Source organism: Providencia sp. 2023EL-00965, from assembly GCF_033550225.1.
GTDB classification, from domain to species: domain Bacteria; phylum Pseudomonadota; class Gammaproteobacteria; order Enterobacterales; family Enterobacteriaceae; genus Providencia; species Providencia manganoxydans.
This window is the reverse complement of the sequence record NZ_JAWUEH010000005.1, coordinates 17,936-37,292: the sequence shown is the minus strand read 5'-3', so window position 1 is coordinate 37,292 and position 19,357 is coordinate 17,936. Positions and strand designations below refer to the sequence as shown.

Annotated in this window: 13 protein-coding genes, 1 tRNA gene and 2 pseudogenes; 5 read left to right on the top strand and 11 right to left on the bottom strand. The window is 38.0% G+C overall.

The window, feature by feature from the left end; genetic code table 11:
* The first annotated feature begins 57 nt into the window (after nt 1-57).
* Together lptF and lptG are read left to right on the top strand one after the other, a co-directional pair.
* Complete coding sequence (gene lptF / locus SC428_RS08360) at nt 58-1,155, top strand: LPS export ABC transporter permease LptF (RefSeq protein ID WP_070927664.1); 1,098 nt, start codon at nt 58-60, stop codon at nt 1,153-1,155.
* Entirely contained in the window at nt 1,155-2,231 is a 1,077-nt protein-coding gene (gene lptG, locus SC428_RS08355) for an LPS export ABC transporter permease LptG (RefSeq protein WP_070927666.1), read from the top strand. The genes lptF and lptG overlap by 1 nt, the downstream gene beginning before the upstream one ends.
* Before the next feature lie 62 nt (nt 2,232-2,293).
* Here lptG and SC428_RS08350 read toward each other — a convergent pair whose 3' ends face one another.
* Entirely contained in the window at nt 2,294-2,782 is a 489-nt protein-coding gene (locus SC428_RS08350) for a hypothetical protein (protein ID WP_318707009.1), read from the bottom strand.
* A gap of 202 nt (nt 2,783-2,984) precedes the next feature.
* Entirely contained in the window at nt 2,985-4,214 is a 1,230-nt protein-coding gene (gene ampH / locus SC428_RS08345; RefSeq protein ID WP_070927670.1) for a D-alanyl-D-alanine-carboxypeptidase/endopeptidase AmpH, read from the bottom strand.
* Nucleotides 4,215-4,797: 583 nt separating this feature from the next.
* Between ampH and SC428_RS08340 the strand changes: the two genes are divergently transcribed.
* The 3 genes and pseudogenes from SC428_RS08340 to SC428_RS08330 all read left to right on the top strand — a co-directional run bounded on the left by SC428_RS08340 (nt 4,798) and on the right by SC428_RS08330 (nt 9,209).
* Nucleotides 4,798-4,882, top strand: a tRNA-Leu gene (locus SC428_RS08340).
* 316 nt (nt 4,883-5,198) lie between these two features.
* Nucleotides 5,199-6,461: pseudogene (locus SC428_RS08335) on the top strand (tyrosine-type recombinase/integrase).
* A gap of 126 nt (nt 6,462-6,587) precedes the next feature.
* Nucleotides 6,588-9,209, top strand: coding sequence for a Z1 domain-containing protein (locus SC428_RS08330; protein WP_318707007.1), 2,622 nt, complete (start codon nt 6,588-6,590; stop codon nt 9,207-9,209).
* A 37-nt stretch (nt 9,210-9,246) separates the two neighbouring features.
* On the opposite strand, the gene SC428_RS08325 is transcribed toward SC428_RS08330, so the two are convergent.
* From SC428_RS08325 to SC428_RS08285, 9 genes and pseudogenes are all read right to left on the bottom strand, one after another.
* Entirely contained in the window at nt 9,247-10,800 is a 1,554-nt protein-coding gene (locus SC428_RS08325; protein ID WP_318707005.1) for a DNA (cytosine-5-)-methyltransferase, read from the bottom strand.
* Nucleotides 10,801-10,989: 189 nt separating this feature from the next.
* Nucleotides 10,990-12,097, bottom strand: a protein-coding gene (locus tag SC428_RS08320) for an IS3 family transposase (protein WP_318707003.1) whose coding sequence is annotated in 2 segments (ribosomal slippage) — nt 10,990-11,836 and nt 11,835-12,097 — 1,110 coding nt in all. Because the reading frame shifts where the segments join, the coding sequence is not laid out codon by codon here.
* A gap of 46 nt (nt 12,098-12,143) precedes the next feature.
* Nucleotides 12,144-12,428: a DNA cytosine methyltransferase gene (locus SC428_RS08315; protein ID WP_318707238.1), complete on the bottom strand. Its 285-nt coding sequence runs from the start codon at nt 12,426-12,428 to the stop codon at nt 12,144-12,146.
* Nucleotides 12,429-12,465: 37 nt separating this feature from the next.
* Nucleotides 12,466-12,585, bottom strand: a pseudogene (locus SC428_RS08310) (DNA cytosine methyltransferase); the annotation flags it as partial.
* 178 nt (nt 12,586-12,763) lie between these two features.
* Nucleotides 12,764-13,921: a sugar diacid recognition domain-containing protein gene (locus tag SC428_RS08305; RefSeq protein ID WP_283125954.1), complete on the bottom strand. Its 1,158-nt coding sequence runs from the start codon at nt 13,919-13,921 to the stop codon at nt 12,764-12,766.
* A gap of 174 nt (nt 13,922-14,095) precedes the next feature.
* Nucleotides 14,096-15,241 carry a glycerate kinase gene (locus SC428_RS08300; protein WP_070925327.1) on the bottom strand — a complete coding sequence of 382 codons (1,146 nt, stop codon included), beginning with the start codon at nt 15,239-15,241 and terminating at the stop codon, nt 14,096-14,098.
* Between the two features lie 82 nt (nt 15,242-15,323).
* A complete protein-coding gene (locus SC428_RS08295; RefSeq protein WP_140183071.1) occupies nt 15,324-16,646 on the bottom strand; it encodes an MFS transporter in 1,323 nt (440 codons plus the stop codon).
* A gap of 130 nt (nt 16,647-16,776) precedes the next feature.
* A complete protein-coding gene (locus tag SC428_RS08290; protein WP_318706997.1) occupies nt 16,777-18,279 on the bottom strand; it encodes a xylulokinase in 1,503 nt (500 codons plus the stop codon).
* A 20-nt stretch (nt 18,280-18,299) separates the two neighbouring features.
* A complete protein-coding gene (locus tag SC428_RS08285; protein ID WP_070925330.1) occupies nt 18,300-19,340 on the bottom strand; it encodes a zinc-dependent dehydrogenase in 1,041 nt (346 codons plus the stop codon).
* Between the last annotated feature and the right edge of the window lie 17 nt (nt 19,341-19,357).

Genomic DNA, 19,357 nt, shown 5'->3' with positions numbered 1-19,357 from the left:
ATTGAACGAACTTAGCCATTTTCCACCCAAAAGACAAGTTTTCACAGGCGTATAAGCGTGATCATTATTAGATATTTGGTACGGGAGACCCTGAAAAGTCAGCTAGCTATTCTTTTTGTGCTAATGTTGATTTTTTTCAGCCAAAAGTCCATCGATATCCTCGGGGCTGCGGTACAGGGGAATATTCCTTCAAACTTAGTGTTACCTTTGCTGGGATTAGGTGTGCCTGAAATGGCGCAGTTGATCCTCCCTTTGAGCCTATTTCTTGGGCTGTTAATGACATACAGTAAGCTATATACCGAAAGTGAAATTACGGTTATGCACGCTTGCGGATTAGGAAAAAGCGTGTTGGTTAAAGCCGCTTTGGTGCTTGCCACCCTGACCGCGTTGGTTGCAATCGGCAATATTACATGGATGCTGCCTTGGTCCTCTCAATATCAGGAACAAGTACTTGCTGATGCAAAAGCTAACCCAGGCTTAGCTGCGATGGTGGAAGGGCAATTTAAAACCACCAAAGACCGTAACATCGTGCTGTATATTGGTGAAGTTAAAGGCAATGATTTTAAAAATGTCTTTCTCGCTCAATTACGCACTGCTAATGAACAGCGCCCATCAGTCGTGGTGGCCGACAGCGGCTACATGAAAGAAGATGCTGATGGTCGACAAGTGGTGGTATTGGATGAAGGGACTCGCTACGAAGGAACGGCATTATTACGTGACTTCCGTATTACCGATTTCGAAAACTACCAAGCGGTTATTGATCATAAAACCAGTGATACCAGTAATGACAAAGTTGAACAAAAAACGATGTTCGAGCTTTGGAAAGCTAATGATCCTGACTCGAATGCAGAATTTCATTGGCGTTTAACCATCGTATTCTCTGTGGTGGTCATGGCACTGATGGTTGTACCTCTTAGTGAAGTCAACCCGCGTCAGGGGAGAGTGCTCAGTATGCTCCCTGCGATGTTGTTGTATCTTATATTCTTTCTGTTACAAAGTACGCTACGCAATAGTGCAGAAAAAGGTGATGTCGACCCTAAATACGCCTTATGGGCGGTTAACTTAGGTTACCTTGCTCTTGCGGTAATTCTTAACTTATGGAATACCGTACCAATGCGCCGTTTACGCGTCAGATTTAATAGAGGGGCTGCCTAATGTTTGGTGTTTTAGACAGGTATATTGGACGCACGATCCTCAACTCTATTTTAATGACCTTGTTCCTACTGGTATCCCTTTCAGGGATCATTAAGTTTGTTGAGCAGCTGCGTAAGGTAGGCGATGGCGACTATACTGCGTTAGGTGCAGGGGTGTTTACATTGTTAAGTATCCCCAAAGATATTGATATCTTCTTCCCAATGGCCGCTTTGTTAGGTGCTTTGCTAGGACTAGGTGCATTAGCGTCGCGCAGTGAATTGGTCGTGATGCAAGCTTCTGGCTTCACACGTTTACAAATTGCACTTTCGGTGATGAAAACCGCGATCCCTCTGGTGATTGTTGCGATGTTTATCGGGGAGTGGGTTGCTCCTGCGGGTGATCAATGGGCAAGAAATTATCGTGCAGAGAAAATTGTGGGTAATTCATTAGTTGTCACCAATGAAGGTATGTGGGCGAAAGACGGACGTGATTTTATTCATATTCAACGCATTGCCGATACCACATCGATTCAAGAAATCTCGATTTACCGTTTTGATGAACAACATAAACTTAAATCCGTGATGTTTGCTTCAAGTGGCGCTTATGATAAAGACAACAAACTATGGGTATTATCTCAAGTTGATGAATCTATTTTGAGCAGTGAGAAAAAAATTACGGGCTCCCAACGTTTAACTTACGATTGGAAAACCAACCTTACCCCTGAAAAATTGGGTATAGTTTCTCTCAATGCTGATTCGCTTTCTATTCGTGGTCTTTATCAATATATCTCTTATTTGAAAGAGAGTGGGCAAGTTGCTGCGGTTTACCAACTGAGTATGTGGAAGAAGATCTTAGCACCACTCTCTGCTGCGGTCATGATGCTAATGGCGGTATCGTTTATTTTTGGTCCTTTACGTACCGTACCAATGGGGGTACGTGTCGTGTCAGGGATTGTCGGCGGTTTCTTATTCTATATTTTAAACCAAGGCTTTGGTAATTGGAGTTTGGTCTATTCCGTACCTCCAATTATCGCAGCGTTACTGCCAAGTATACTATTCCTTGGTGTCAGTATTGTTCTATTGGTGAAACGTAAATAAGCCGTCGTTATCAACGATCACAAAGGTTGTAGAATCAAATGATTTTACAACCTTTTTTGTTTTTAACTGAATTTACTGAGAATAAAATTACCTAAATTACTGAGGATTGATCGCAATTTTCCTTGTGACTTAAATAGTACTTTTGTAGGGGTGGGGGAACTACTTTCACCTTTAATTCCTATCACGTTGTTGCCACTTTTATTTGCAATATTTTGTGCGTAAGAAAAAGTACCGCCATTTGCACTGTATGAATTTTTAAGGTCATAAGCATTTTTCCACATGCCTTGGACATATTTTTCATCTATCTCACGTTGTGTATCAGCAACCAGTTTTTTATATGCAGCGGTTTTCTCAAGCTTTGGATTTTCGGGTTTTTCACCAATAAGTTTTGAAAGGTCAATTTCGATATATTCAGGCTTTTTAGGCAAAGGAAAGGCTTGGGAATGGTTATATATTTTTCGTAACTGCTGAACTAATTCAGAGGATTCGGAGCCTTTTCTTGTCGAACATGGTCGTGAGATGTGCAAGGTGAAAAATAGGCGTGTTTTCATCTTATTTCCTTTTCATCAGTAGAGGAGATAAGAAGAGTAACGAGGTGGAATACAAAAAGATTGCATAAAAAGCAGTTAACTTCTAGAAAACTGCCTGAATTTATCAGGCAGCTGTAGAGAAGAATGTGAGTGCGCGAACAAAACCGCGTGTTAGGGTTGGGGTGTAGCTCACCAGTGCATTAACTGCGTTGGTGGTACTCCTTCAATGTCTTCCATATGCATGGTTAGCGGATAATGCTGCAACCATGTCGTTCACTCCAATAGTCAGTTTACTAAATTTACTGCTATCTTTACGCGTCATTACCACAAAAACACCAATATTTTGCTGGGGGATCATTGCCATATAGCTATTGAAGCCACCGCCTCCGCCGGTTTTTTGATAAATGCCCGGACGACCGTTTTGTGGTTTCATATAAACCCAGCCAAGTCCTAATCCATCAGCATTGCCAGCAACATCCATTCCTTTTACATCAATCAATTTTTCTCTTGGGAAATAAATACCTTGCTCGCGTGCAGCGGTGGCTTTTCTGAGGTTTTTATCCGTTGATAAAAATTGCTGCATCCACTTTTGCATATCAGCGGGCGTTGAATACACACCGCCACTTCCAGCTGCTGCTAGCGTGTTATGACACGGACTTGGTTTAGCCCCTACCATTAGACGGGAGCATTGTGATGCATTCGGCGTGTAGGTTGTTTCAGTCATTTTAGCCGGTGAAGTGACATAGCGATGAAATAACTGTGGATAAGACAACCCCGATGCTTTAATCATAGCATCAGCAAGAAGATCGTAAGCAAGGTTGGAGTATGACGCTTCTGTGCCCGGTGTAGCATCAAGCTTACCATTTTTTAGCCAAGTCCAGCGGTTATCTTGTGTAGGCCAAATAAACACAGGCCGACCCCATTTTCCACCTGGCTGTTCTCTTGGAAGGCCACTTGTATGACTCGCTAAATGATATAAGCGGATAGGTTGTCCACTATTGTTATCCGGCACAGTTACGCCATGATAGCTATATTGCTGCAACGGATCGGTAATCAACAATTTTTTGTCTTGCTCTAACTTTATCAAAATTTCGCTGGTCATTAATTTTGATATAGAAGCGATTCGAACCAGTGAATGTGGCCCCGGTTTTTTTCCATTTCCCGGCGCAGTTTCACCATAGTAGCGTGACAATGCTTGGTTATTATCAATAACAATAATAGCCATACCGCGGGCATCACTTTCATTAAAAATACGGTTTGCATACAAATCGACAATCTTAGCAACGCGCTCGTAAGTTCTTCGATCACCTTCGAACACTTTCCAGTCACTAGATTCGGCATCACTGTTGTTGCCTTGTAAAAACTTAGGTTGTTTCTCAGTCGTTGTTGAGCAGGCCGCTAATGCGAGAGACAACGCAGATACTGACAGAATTTTTAGAAATGATTTCTTCATGTTTAGAAGCCAGCCGATGTGTAATTTTGCATATGATCCAACGGATCTACGTTATTTTTTCTTCGAGAAAACCTTCATCAAAGCGCCAATTAAGATCCCAATAACCAGTCCTATCGCTATCCACCCTAGAAAACCCATGTATTAAGCCCTTCAATTGTTTCGTAATGAACATACGCTAGCAAAAATTATTGTAAGTCGCCAGCAGCCTTGATGAGGTGAACAATTAAATCAAATATTTGACTAAAGTAACATACGAGCAGGCTGATAAATAAACAAAAAGTATTAATTCTTCAATAACTGGAAGATTAAAGTATTTGAGGGACATATACTCTAAATAATTCGAGGTGCAGCTAGGCGACAAGTGAATGAATCGCTAGGCGCATAGAAAACTTTGTGACTGGTATGAGTGAACGTAGCCAACAACGCTGCAACTTGAAGTATGGCGAATATATAGACAAAATCATAATCGATATAAGCACATGCTTTTTTTTTAAGCGAACAAACTGAATAATCAAGATAAATGTTGCTAGTCGAGACAAGGCAAGTATAATAGCCACGTTTTCCAAGGAATACATCACTTCGTGCCGGAGTGGCGGAATTGGTAGACGCAGTTGATTCAAAATCAACCGCCTTCGGGTGTGCCGGTTCGAGTCCGGCCTTCGGCACCATAAGAACATCAAGAGACGTCAACTGACGTCTTTTTTTGTATCTAAAATCCAGTATTTGCAAGGCTTCCCCCGCGTTTTCAGTCAATGTATGTCAACTTAACTCAACCCACATCAACCTCCGAGTGAGTATATAACTGAGTATATCTTCGCTTCGATAATGTTTGTATACTCATTATATCTCGAATTACCAATGCTAAAGCAATGCAGGCGCAGCCTTTGGCGTAGATACTTAGTTGTTTATGTAACTCGAAATCATCGACTGTAATCTGAGATATCTCGTTTATATACTCACTCTGGGGTGAAGAGGATAAAGAATATGGCATTAACCGATACAAAAGTTCGTGCAGCTAAACCTGAAGATAAAGCTTATACACTGACAGACAGTGATGGCTTGTTTCTTTATATTCACCTCAATGGCTCTAAATATTGACGCTTCCGTTTTCGCTTTGGCGGTAAACAATATTTGATGGCTTTTGGGGTATATCCTGAAATTTCTTTAGCAGATGCAAGAGAAAGAAGGGATGCAGCCAGAAAGCAAGTTGCTTTAGGCATCGATCCTCGAGAGCTCAAGAAAGAATTAAAGGAAGAACAGCAAAAGGAATTTAACACCTTTGAGAAGGTAGCTCGCGATTGGCACGCAACGAATAAGAAGTGGTCGGAAGGGCATAGCCATCGAGTCCTTAAAAGCCTTGAGAACAATATCTTTGCTGCTATTGGTAAACGCAATATTGCCGAACTAAACACTCGTGATCTCCTTGAATCGATTAAAGCCGTAGAGATGTCTGGACGTCTTGAGGTTGCAGCACGTTTACAACAACGTGTGACAGCCATAATGCGTTATGCCGTACAAAGCGGTTTAATCGACTATAACCCCGCGCAAGATATGGCTGGCGCAGTTGCCACAGGTAAACGAGTTCATAGAGCCGCATTAGAGCTCAAACGTCTACCCGAGTTCTTACAACGCATCGATGATTATAAGGGAAGGCCTTTAACTAAACTTGCAGTCAAACTCACCTTATTAGTCTTTATTCGTTCCAGTGAACTACGTTTCGCCCGTTGGGATGAAATCGATTTTGAAAATGCCATGTGGACGATCCCTGCTGAACGCGAAGCGATAGAAGGGGTTAAACTCTCACATCGTGGATCAAAAATGCGCACTACCCATTTAGTACCTTTAAGCCGACAAGCCATTGAGATATTGAAACAGATCTATCAATTCAGTGGTAACCACGAACTGATCTTTATCGGTGATCATAATCCAAGAAAACCAATGAGTGAAAACACGGTTAACAACGCATTACGAGTGATGGGCTATGATACGAAGACAGAAGTCTGTGGGCATGGTTTTAGAACGATGGCATGTAGTTCGTTGATTGAGTCAGGGATGTGGTCGAAGGATGCAGTAGAAAGGCAAATGAGCCACCAAGAACGTAATTCAGTAAGAGCTGCTTATATTCATAAGGCAGAGCATATTGAGGAAAGACGGCTGATGGTGCAATGGTGGGCTGATTATCTGGATGCGAATAGGGAGAAGGAAATTTCGCCGTTTAGTTATGTGAAAGTGGATAATTTATTATGAGAGAATATAAGGCTTAAAACCAAATGGTTATCTAATTTTACTTAAATGCCATAAGTAGTGAGTCGTAGTTCAAAAAGTAGTAAGATGATATGTATTATTAAAACTTATTATTTTAAGGAAAGAATTTTGAATAAAAATAGAGATGATAGTATTAATGTATTTATAAATCAGATAAATAGTAGGATTCAAGCAACTGATTCTATTGAGTCAGCCGCGAATGCAGTGAAGAGTGAATTAGAAATACTGGGTGTAGAGTTCACTGATGAGAAGTTAGAAATATTTGCTATTGCTTTAGATGCAGTAAGAGCAGCTAATGAAAAAAAACATATAACTCACGATAACTCAATAATAAAACAAAACGAAGAATGGTATGAGGGACCTAAGGCTGATGATATACATTGGCCTGCACTAAAGAGTTATTTATCTAATATCAAGCGTTGGGATAAAGATACAGTTACATCGATTGATGATACTTCTTCAGAAGTCGTTTCGTTGCTTGCAAATCCTAAAGTTAAAAACTTTCAGAAAAAAGGTTTGGTTGTCGGATATGTTCAGTCAGGTAAAACGGCAAATATGACTGCGGTAATAGCAAAAGCTGTTGATGCTGGATATAACTTAATAGTGATATTGGCTGGAACTACAAATAAGCTAAGAGCTCAGACACAAGGGCGTATCGACAGCGATATTGTAGAAAGAAATAGACATCTTTGGCTTCGTTATACTACTTCAGAGGATGATGGTGATTTTAATATTCCTCCAAATAGGGCATTTACAGTGCCAACAGGTGAAAATATACAACTAGTAGTTATGAAGAAAGAGAAATCCCGTTTGGAAGCATTTCGACAAACAATTATTGGGAAGATGGATGATAAATTGGGTACTTCTCCTGAAGCTTTAGAAAAACTAAAAGTCTTAATTATAGATGATGAATGCGATCAAGCCTCAGTTAATACTTCTGATGATAATAGTACTGATATGACAAGCATTAATTCTGAAATTCGTAAAATTATTCATGCGTTGCCATCAGTTTCATATGTTGGATATACAGCGACTCCTTTTGCTAATGTTTTTATTGATCCCCATATCATGAATAATGATAAAGATGTTGATGATTTATTAGATTTGTACCCTGAGGATTTTATTACAGCACTACCTCGTTCAAGAGGCTATTTTGGTGCTCGTGAAGTATTTGGATTTGATCCTGAAGATGCGAATAAGGAAACTGATGAAGAAGCAGGATTAAATATTATTAGAAATATTCCAGATGAGAAAATTAAATTATTAACACCTGCTAGTAGAGATGATAGAGAGTCATTTCATCCAGAGTTAATTCGTGAGCTAGAACATGCAATACTTTGGTTTCTTATTTCATGTACTATTAGACGATATAGAAAGCATGTAAATCATCACATGACTATGTTAATACATACATCTCAATATACTGCACAACATGCTAATATGTCGAATGTTGTTAGACAATGGGTTTTAGATAATAAAGATGATCTAATTATTCCTACTAGTGCAATATTTTTGAAAATGGAAAAATTATTTATAGAGGAAACTAAGAAGAGACCACTAACGGTTAATGATGGATTGAAATTAACTGATTTATTGATTTGTTTAGAAGAGGTATTAAATAATTTAGAAATAGCCATTGAAAATGGTGAAAGTGATAGTAGGCTTGATTATGAATCAGGGCCTAAGACTTATATTGTCATTGGAGGGACAGTATTAGCAAGGGGGTTAACACTTGAAGGATTAATAGTATCATTCTTTCTGAGAACAACAAAACAGTATGATACCTTACTACAAATGGGGCGATGGTTTGGTTATAGAAATGGATATGAAGATTTACCTAGATTATGGACTACTACAAAGCTTACTTCACAGTTTAGAGCATTATCATATATAGAGGAAGAAATTAGAGATGACATTCTAAAATATAAAAATGAAAATATTACACCATTAGAGTTTGCTGTAAGAGTTAGATCCATTCCTGGAATGGCGATTACGGCGGTATCGAAAATGGGAAGTGCATCTCGTAGTTATATCAGCTTTGAAGGTCGTCATGTACAAACAATACGATATGAACATAAAAATAAAGAAATTGTTAATGGTAACTGGGATGCTGCATCTACATTAATTAACGAACTGATAGATAAGAAGGTGAAACACTTAAAAGTTAAAAATAATCAACTCTTTAGTGGCATATCCATTGAAGTCATAAAAAATTTCTTGGAGCAATATAGCATATGTAATAATCATATGAATTTAAATAATAAAATGATTCTTGACTATATTGAAAGGAATAAATCAATCCTTGATTTTTGGAATGTAGGTGTTATATCACCTGAATCAGGTGAGTTATCAAAAAAGGAACTGGGTAAATTAGGTATAATTAATACTAATAACCGTTCTCAGCTTGATCCTACTGACAAAAATATTGCTGATATAAAGGCATTAATGTCAAAAAGAGATATTTTGATAGATTATAGCGGAGAAGTTTCGATTAAGGTAAGTGATAAATGGAGTGAATTAAAAAAACTAAGACCTAATTTACCTTTGTTATTAATATACCCCATTGATGCAAACTCTAAACCAAATACTGCAACTCGTACTTCGTTAGATGCTGTTGATGATTTAATTGGCATCGGAATTGTATTCCCTGGAGACTCTAAATTATCAGGAAGTTATTACTCAGTAGAGCTTGATATCCCTGAACCAGACGAAGATGACGTTACACAATAATATGTTAAAATGAAAATAAGTAGCAGTTTTTTACCTGCTACTTTAAAATATTAAGGACAATTTCTGCAATTTTCCGTGCCAAAAAAGGAGGAACGGCATTACCTACTTGATGATATTGTTGCGTCCTATTGCCTTGAAAAAAATAGTCATCGGGAAACGTTTGTAACCTCGCAGCTTCTCTAACTGTAAGACTACGACACTGTGTAGGATCATAATGAATAAAATAATGCCCATCTTTAGATATATGGCTGGTTATTGTTGTTGCAGGTGAGCCTGCTAATTGCACTCTAAATCTATCCGAAAACTTACCACTCTCCCAATTTTTGTGAGCGGGAGCTAAGCCTGTTAAATCAAAATCCCCATGTCCTTTGGGGGATAGTCCTTTTACTTTTGCAAATGTTGAAGCAAAAAGATAGCGCCTTAAATCGCTTTCCATGTGGCCTCTAGCTTCATGATTCAAAAAAAACTTAAGATTTTTAGAAGCCTTGCTTCTATACCACTCTGTTAGTGAGCTAGAAGAAGGTATAGTTGGTTTCTGATATTCAAGATATGAGCCATTATATTCACTAGGTACATTATTAAAGCACTTAGTAACATTTAATTCAGCTTTTATATCACTTAATGATTTATTTTTTTGTGTTATTTCGTTTGATAATTCATTTGCATGTTTAATTAATAAATTTCTCCAGTTATCAGATGAGTCTTTTCCTTTAGATATTTTGCTTCTTAGACGAGGAAGATCAGAAATAACGTCTTTTACACTGACAAACTTGGTTTTTTTTAGCGTATCAGGCTTCCAGTTATCACCTTTATTGATACAAATGTCATGTCTAATACCCAATAGAATTACACGATGTCGAGCTTGTGGTATACCAAATGATTCGGAGTGAACTATAAAGTTACGAGCATCGATTTTTGATGGGTTATCACTCTGGCAAAATACTGTATCAGTAGCTAATGAGTAGATGTTATAACCGCAAGATGATAAATCTTTTAGGATATTGTGAAATACTTTTTTGCCAGCAATCTTCGATGAAAGTATACCTTTAACATTTTCCATTACAAAAACATGAGGTTTATATTCATTAATGGTACGAAGGTATTCTTTATAAAGAAAATGACGGTGATCTTCTTCAGGTTTATAGGTTGTATTTCCTTTATTCCTAGCTCTTCCAACAAGGGAATAAGCTTGACATGGGGGGCCACCGATTAATACCCATGGGGTGTTTGAACTTATACCGCTAGATTTTATGGCTAAGTCTAGACGATCATTACACTTAGGGTCTCCTAGCGTTAACTGTAAGGCCTCATTACAAGCCATAACCCATGCTTTAGCTGTTTTATCATCCCAGTCAGGATGAGGTATTTCATTCTTGGGTACTTCATTAACTCCATTGCATAATGAAAAATAAGGTTCTAATGCATTATCTCCTAACTTTACTAAATTGCGATAGAATGCCCGTAAACGAAGAGTTGCGTGAGCGGAGCTCTCCATTTCAGCAGAAACCACAATTTGAAAATTTTTAAGGGACGAAAAACCTTCACCTAATCCACCAGGCCCAGCGAAAAGGTCAACTATTGGTATAGCCATTGAAACGGTACTCAAGTAATGTGCGATAAAATTATAGTGCCAGGATACCAGGAACTCCTTAAAACAAAAAGGGCTAATTTGCTCAATGTCAATATAGATTGTTTCAAAGGTGTCTCTTTTACATCTAGTTAATATGTTCTATATCTGAATGACTTTTTATACTTTATGGTGTCCACTGTCTACTTCCCATTAATTGAGACACACCAAACTAGAATTTTCTAACTGTTTACGATATACCTCCGGTGGGAGGTGATTTAAACTTTCATGGGTTCGGTTAAGGTTATAATCTTGTTGCCAAAACCACACCATTTCTCGAACTTGGCTTAATGATTTAAATAAATACGCATTTAAAAACTCACGGCGAAACGAGCCATTAAAACGTTCGATAAAGCCATTTTGTTGCGGTTTACCCGGTTGAATATGGCACAGTAAAACTTGGTTATTCTCACAATAATTCAATAGATTAACTGAGATTAATTCAGGACCATTATCGACTCGAATTTGTTTCGGCAATCCTCTTTCAGTTTTTAAACGCTCAAGCACTCTGATAACGCGCTCCGCGGGTAACGATGTATCAACCTCAATCGCCAAACATTCACGCGTTCCTTCATCAATAATATTGAGTGTTCTGAAGCGCTTACCACAATATAAACTATCATGTACAAAATCCAGCGCCCATTGAACATTCGGGATTTTTTCAATCACTAATGGTCTTTTTTCTCGTTTCGGAAGTATTTTTTTTACTCGCCGTTTCAGGTTTAGCCCCAAGCGGCAATAAACGCGATAAACTCTTTTATGATTAAAGGGATAACCTTGAAATCTTAGCCGAAAATAGCATTTCCAGAAACCTGACTGAGGTGATTTTGCTATAACAGTTTGTATGGCATCGATCACCACACTATCTTTTTTATGCCAATCTAACGGCTGACGATAAAACGAGGCTCGGAGTAATGATGTTAATTTACAAGCTTTACTGACTGATAAACCTGCCTCTTTTAATGATTGAGCACAGGACTTTTTCTCAGCCATTACCAACCTTTTTTGCGAAAAGCTCCTTCATTGCATGATTTTCAAGGCTAACTTCTGCAAACATTTTTTTTAGCTTGGTATTTTCGTCTTCAAGCTCTTTTAATCGTTTAACATCATTAGCTTCCATACCACCGTACTTTGATTTCCAGTTATAGTAAGTCGCGTTGCTGATCCCATTTTGACGGCAAATATCTTCGACTTTCATACCAGAGTCAGCGAGTTTTAAAATATTAACGATTTGAGTTTCAGTAAAACGGGCTTTTTTCATCATGACCTCTGCAATGGTTAGGGCAGAAAATCTAATTATAGCTGTCTTATTTTAGGGGAAGTGGACAATACCTAACGATAAAAATACGTTCTCTGTTTTGAGGAATACCAATATCTTCGGCGCGAAGTATTTTAAAATCAACCCAATAATTAAGTTTTACTGAAAGAGCATGGCGCGCTTCTTCACTCATTGGAATATCGTTAGGTATACCTTGATTATGCTTCCCTTGTAATATGTTAATGATGGTTTGTAGTGTTCGGCCTTTGTCGTGCCCTTGAAGTTGTTTTACATTTTCTAAGAGGAATGCTTTAGGCTTTTTTTCTGCAAGTATCCGCTGTATCTAAAAAAACATTGTTCCTCGAGTATCATTAAAACCTTGCTTTAATCACAGCTTGTGAGAATGTTTGACAAGGGAAGCCTCCTAATAAAATATCATGATCAGGTATATCTTTTGCTGAGATTTGAGTAATATCTCCGTTCGGCATTTCACTATAATTTGTTAAATACGTTTTTTGAAAAAATTTATCCCATTCGGGTGAATATACACACTACCCATTCTATCCGAAAAAAACGCCATTATTGTTGAAAATTTATGAAGGATATCCGTTTGGTGATGGCATTATAGCTTAGGTGAAAACGATATTTTCGTCCTAAGCCATTATTGAATTAATTTTTCAGCTGTAGCGCAACATACAATAAAACTTTACTTTCAATGGTCAATAAATCTAACTTTGTGATATCTGATATTCTTTTTAGTCGGTAATCTAATGTATTGCGATGAATGAATAATTCTTTAGCAGTCTCACTCATGATTAAATTGTTTTTAAACCATATTGTTAATGTTTTAATTAAGACACCATTTGCATCTTCATGTAGTAATATATTTAGCGGTTTTAATAGTTCTTCTGATGACCATTTGAAATTTAGGCCATATAATAAGACAGGTAACATGATATCTTGGTAGCAATAAACCCTTAATTTTGGTTTTTTAGCTTTCCCTACCTGAAGGGTTATTTTGGCTGTTTCATAAGATTTTTTTATTGCTTCTTCTGGTGATTCAAAGAAAAAATTACCCAATGCGATTTTTACTTGTAATTTAAACAACCTTTGGATATCAGATTCTAGACTGAAAATTTTCTTTTTTTTCTCTTCAATATCCCAACGATTAAATTTATTTAATGCTGGGCTTAAGCAGATAATCTCAGTCAGTGATTGAATGGCGACTAAATTATCTGAATTATTATATTCAATTAATTTTTTAATTTCCTGTAATTCACTAAATGCACTATTTACCCCTAATTGACCACTATCAACCTCAATAATGAAAGCAACTCTTGGGATAGAAAAATTAATATTAAGTTTTTTAGACCATTCAGTTATGTTATCGGGTATAGTGCCATTGTCGATATAAGCGAGAATAATCTCTTCTTTAAAACGGTCATTTAAATTTAAATGATTATAAATCTCTGCCTGTTCTAGCATCATAACCGCGGTCATAGAAACAAGCTCACCAAATTGTTTAATCTGTGTAGGTTCTCCGGTTAAACCAATCACACCAACAATTTTACTGTTCAAATAAAGCGGCAAATTAACACCTGGCCTAACACCATGTAAATGATTTGCCATCGCTTCATCAATAACAACTGTTCGTTTTTGTTTGATTGCGAGCAAAGCTCCTTCATGAAATTCACCTAATCTATTACTATCTCCACTTCCTATTATACATCCGTTCTCATCCATAACATTAATATTGCAATCAATAATATTCATTGTTCTATCAACGATTTCTTGAGCTAATTGGGAGGTAAGACAATAATCATACATATTTCAACCTCTTTACTGGTGCTGTAAAATAGAAATCAATTTTTAAATCATAAGTTTTAATAATATTTATTTTTTAATTTAATAACTCCAGTATTCAATAACTATTAAAAAAATCAAGAGAAATAAACTCAGTTTAAAATATAGTAGATAAAGTTAAATTTTAAGTGTGTCACTTCAGGTTATATCGCTTATTTTAATATTCAATGTGTTCGCAATATTTTTAGTGCAATTAAATAAATTACTTTCAGCGCTATTTAGCGCTTCTGGTAGCGTACTGACTTTATGTAAAATGCTAAATGCGGCATCAATACCATATTGTTGTAAATGACTGAGATCATCGCCAAGGCTTCCGACAATAGCAATCACGGGGATGTGATGTTTTTTCGCTAATTGAGCGACACCAAAAGGGACCTTACCATTTAAACTTTGGCTATCTAATCTTCCTTCCCCAGTGATAACTAAATTCGCCCCTTTGATTTTCGACTCAAGGTCTAGTGTTTTTGCGATAATATCAAATCCTGGCTTTAATTCTGCTTGAAAGAAAGCCAGCAATGCAGCGCCCATTCCACCTGCTGCGCCTGCACCTGCAATGTAGTGAACTTCAACATGTAAATCGCGCTTAATGATGTCGGCAAAATGTTCTAAATTTTTGTCCAATATTTGGATATGCTCATCTGTCGCACCTTTTTGAGGGCCGAATATAACGGATGCTCCATTTTTACCAATTAATGGGTTAGAAACATCACAAGCAATACTGAATTGGCACTCTTTTATCCTAGGATCCATCATACTCACATCTATGTGAGCTAAATCAGCTAGTGCTAAACCCCCAAGTTTAATTTGTTGCCCATGTGAATCCAACAATTTGGCTCCTAGGGCCTGCAACATCCCAGCGCCACCATCATTAGTTGCACTTCCACCTATACCAATGATAATTTGCTTTACCCCTGTATCTAGGCAAGCTTTTATTAACTCACCAGTGCCATAAGAGGTCGTTAATAAAGGATTTCTTAATTCAACAGGTACCAGTTCTAGACCACTTGCCGCAGCCATTTCAATAAACGCCTGTTGTTTATTTTGGGATAATCCATAAAACGCTTGAACACTAGTCCCTAATGGGCCTATCACATCAATAAATCGTATTTCCCCATCCGTTGCCTCAATCATCGTTACTACCGTTCCTTCTCCACCATCAGCGATAGGGCATTTAATATAAGTAGCTTGAGGAAATACCTCTTTGAACCCGTCTTCAATAATCGTTGCGACTTTCAATGCAGATAAACTCTCTTTAAATGAGTCAGGTGCAATGACTATTTTCATACAAATAATCCTTTTGAAATTTTATGTTCAATAATTTTAAAATTCAGGTGAGTGTTAACTACTCACCTGATACGGCTTTTGATTATTTAGGTTCATCAAGTAATAGGATCATAATTAAGCCAATCACCGCACAAATACCAAAGTAGGAGAAGACTGCGTCAAATTTACCTGTCATGTCTAATAACAGCCCAGCCATCATAGGGGAAACAAAACCGCCCAAGTTCCCACCGCTATTGACTACAGATATCGCAATTGGGTAGTTGTTATTATCAGCCACTCCCATTGGATAGGCGGTAAATGCAGGCCAACCAATATTGAGGAATAGACCAACAGAGAACAGAGCGACTGCAACGGCGGTGGTACTTTCAGGAACATTCAGCATGACTAACATCATGGCGATGGTAGCAACGGCGGTGAATAGCATGGTTGGTTTACGGCGACGACCAAAAACTTTATCGGATATCCAACCGCCAAATATGGAGCCAATAAACCCGCCGATAAATGGCATGGAAGCAACAAATCCCATTTTCATAAATGAAAACCCTTTTTCATTTACCAGATAAGAAGGGATCCACGTTAAAATTCCATAGAGAATACTGACCATCATGAAATAAGAAATAGTATTACACCAAATATTTTTCGATTTAAATACTTGAGATGCGGAATTTAATGGTGTAACTGATTTAACACGAATGAATTTATCCAACGTATTAAATTTAGGGTTAAGAACGATATTGCCTTCTACTTTCTTTTCTGCAATTTCTGAATTATCTGCACGAATATAATCTAATTCACTCTGTGAAACAAAACGACTTTCTTCTGGTTTTGTTCTAACAAATAAATACCAAATAATTGCAAGGAAAATACCTGGAATAGCAAATAGAATAAAGACCCAACGCCAACCATAAGTTAATGCAATCCAAACGACTAAAGGGGGAACAATAATTGGTGCAAACATTGTTGAGGCGATATAAACCCCTGTTGCTGTCGCCTTTTCTTTTGCTGGAAACCAGTTGTTAATCGTCGATGTTAGCCCGACGGGCGTTGGTGCTTCTGTCATACCTAAACCTAGGCGTAACCATTTAATAGCAAAGGCTGATTGTGCTAGACCAATAAACCAAGTCATGGCTGAGAAACCGAGTATAGATAACGATACCATACCCCTTATCCCGCGTTTCGCCATCCAAAAACCTGCGGGTATTTGGCATAACGCATAACCGAGAAAAAACATACTGGCTAGAGAGCCGGCTTCGAGGTTAGTTAATTTAAACTCATCTGTAATAAAAGGTAAAACAGCACCAATATTACTTCTATCTGCATAATTTACAGCATAGACGATAAAAATCAGGGCTAATACAACCCAACGATAATTCGTCTTTGGTTTAATCGGATTTGAATTTATCATTATTTTCGCTCCAGAGCAGCTTATTATTTAATACACGTTTTATTACCTGCTTTTTTTAGAATGAGACAATTCCTGTTAATTAATAAATTAACATTAAGAATTTTTTTAGTTTAAAATCTATGTAATGAATCTATTTATTCGACAATCTATGCATTGTTTCTTTTAATAACGGATACAGTTCATTATAAATCGTAAATTGTTTGTGATAAGTATCTTGTATTTTCTTATCTTGATTTGGTGCGAAGGTAATATCTTCAGTTTTTATAATCGGTAAGTCTGGATCATTAATACCACAGAAAAAACCGGCGCCAGTTGCACCAACCATTGCAGCACCAAAAGCTGCTGCATCTGCTGTTTGAGCAATATTGTATTCAACTTGAAGAATATCCGCTTTAATTTGAGTCCATAACGTATTGCGTGATCCTCCTCCGACACTCAGTAGCTCATCCAATACGACTCCCCATTTTTCATTAGCAATATTCAAAATTTGTTTTAAACCATACGCAGTACCTTCAAAAGCGGCTCTAACCATATCATCACGAGTATGATTCAAACGTAGGCCAATCCAAGCACCTGATGCATTCACATCCCAAATAGGGCTACGTTCTCCAGCTAAATAAGGCAAATAAATTAATCCATTTGCGCCAGGCACTGATGATTTCGAAAATATTTCTAATTGCTCATGGTCATTTACCTCAGGCCAAATAGCTTGATTTAACCAGTTAAAAGTTCCTCCTGTTGTCGACATTGCCCCATGCGCTAACCACTGATTTGGCACAATGTGGTAGCGATTCATAAAGCGGGGATCAAAGTTTGGCTCTTCTAGGCAAAACGTGATCACCCCAGATGTTCCTGTTGATTCAAATGCGGTTTCAGGATCAAGTAACCCAACTGCAAATGCAGCTGCTGCTGTATCTGCTGAGCCTAAAATAATCGGTGTATTTTCTTGTAGTCCCGTTTCTTGAGCAGCTTCATAGCTCACTTTCCCTACAACAGAAGTACACTGATAAATAGGTGGTAAAATATCGTGGTTAAACTTCCAATATTTTAATAATTCCTTTGACCACTTAGGTGCCTTGGCCAGTACTACAGCCCCTGAATAGGCAGCTTGAGTCGGGTCAATGGCCGCTTTCTTACTGCCTAACTTTAAGGATAAAAAACTATTGAGTAGGACAACTTTATGCACTTTCTGCATGAGTTCGGGGTGTTGTTGTTGCAGCCAACCCAATGTACCTACCCAGCATGCAGATGGACTTGGACTATTACAAGAAAGTGCCCGAACATGCGTTAAATTTTCCCCGAGTGTTTGCTGTATAAAACTTTCAGAACGCCCATCAAGATACGTAATACCATTTGCGACAGGTTTATGATTTTTATCTAATAAAACCAGCGTTGGACAAGCAACAGAGAAGCTCACAGAAACAATATTCTTCACTTGAGTCGTGATTTCTTTGACTGCATCTGCGGTCTTTTTCCAAAAGTCATTTAAGTCAATTTCATGGTTTTTGGGAGATTTGGAAATAATATTGGTGTCGCGAGAAGCCTTTGCCAGTAATTCGCCATGAAAATTAAAAGCGCATACTTTTACACTACTGCTGCCCGCATCAATTCCCAAATAGACACTGTCCATCATGTTGCCTCCAACGCCTGTTTTTAATTGTTATGTATAATAATTTTAATCGCGTCACCTTTTTGGGCGGTTACCATTGCTTCATTAATGTCATCTAGTGCGAATCGATGTGTCACCAATTTCTCAATATCAATTAATCCAGAAGAAATCAGTGTTAATGCTTGCTGATATCCCTCGCGACTTAAAGCACTAGCACCAGTCAAAATGAGCTCGTTATAGTGGATAATATTGACATCCACTTGTGCCATATCATCTTTTGAGAAACCGGCAAACAGGTTAACGCGCCCACCTTTTCTAGCGAGCTCTAAGGCTGGATTGACTAATGCAGGGATCCCTATCGCAATAATGACAACATCTGCACCAACGCCTTCTGTTAAGCCTTTCACAACCTCTAGCAAGTTTTCTTGCTGGCTATTAACGACGCGTGTGGCACCACAATTTAATGCAGCTTGTTGGCGTTGCTCATTGAGTTCACTGACAATAATATTTGTTGCACCAGAGAAACGAGCGAGTAGTACATGCATTAATCCGATTGGTCCTGCACCAATAATTACCACCGTATCTCCAAGCTCAATACCCACATTTTTCTGCCCATTGATGCAGCAAGCTAATGGTTCTGCTAATGCTGCGGCTTCAAAAGACATCCCTTGAGGGATTTTAAAGACATTGCCGGATGACAAAGCGGCTTCAGGTATTCGTACATATTCTGCAAAAGCACCATCAAATTCATAGCCGATAGCTTGGCGATTTAAACAGACATTTTCTTTACCTATGCGGCAGTAAATACAAGAACGGCACGGTACAACAGGGTCAACCGCAATTGCATCTCCTACTTTAAGGTCAGTTACATTTTCGCCGATCTCAACGATTTCTCCTGAAAATTCATGGCCTATCACAGAGGGATAACGTACACCTTTGGTTTTCTTACCTGAAATAATTCGTCCATCGGTTCCACAAATCGCGGCTGCTTTAACTTTAATGACGACATCACCCTTACCAACTTGTGGATACTTAATTTCAGCCACTTTGAGTTCATTGGGTGCATACAATACCGCTGCTTTCATTTTTTCCTCCCTATGCA

Bases quoted from the DNA above. Each gene is read 5' to 3' on its own strand.
- lptG (WP_070927666.1), top strand. From the start codon at position 1,155: ATGTTTGGTGTTTTAGACAGGTATATTGGACGCACGATCCTCAACTCT.
- SC428_RS08350 (WP_318707009.1), bottom strand. From the start codon at position 2,782: ATGAAAACACGCCTATTTTTCACCTTGCACATCTCACGACCATGTTCG.
- ampH (WP_070927670.1), bottom strand. From the start codon at position 4,214: ATGAAGAAATCATTTCTAAAAATTCTGTCAGTATCTGCGTTGTCTCTC.
- SC428_RS08325 (WP_318707005.1), bottom strand. From the start codon at position 10,800: ATGGCTATACCAATAGTTGACCTTTTCGCTGGGCCTGGTGGATTAGGT.
- SC428_RS08305 (WP_283125954.1), bottom strand. From the start codon at position 13,921: ATGTATGATTATTGTCTTACCTCCCAATTAGCTCAAGAAATCGTTGAT.
- SC428_RS08300 (WP_070925327.1), bottom strand. From the start codon at position 15,241: ATGAAAATAGTCATTGCACCTGACTCATTTAAAGAGAGTTTATCTGCA.
- SC428_RS08295 (WP_140183071.1), bottom strand. From the start codon at position 16,646: ATGATAAATTCAAATCCGATTAAACCAAAGACGAATTATCGTTGGGTT.
- SC428_RS08290 (WP_318706997.1), bottom strand. From the start codon at position 18,279: ATGATGGACAGTGTCTATTTGGGAATTGATGCGGGCAGCAGTAGTGTA.
- SC428_RS08285 (WP_070925330.1), bottom strand. From the start codon at position 19,340: ATGAAAGCAGCGGTATTGTATGCACCCAATGAACTCAAAGTGGCTGAA.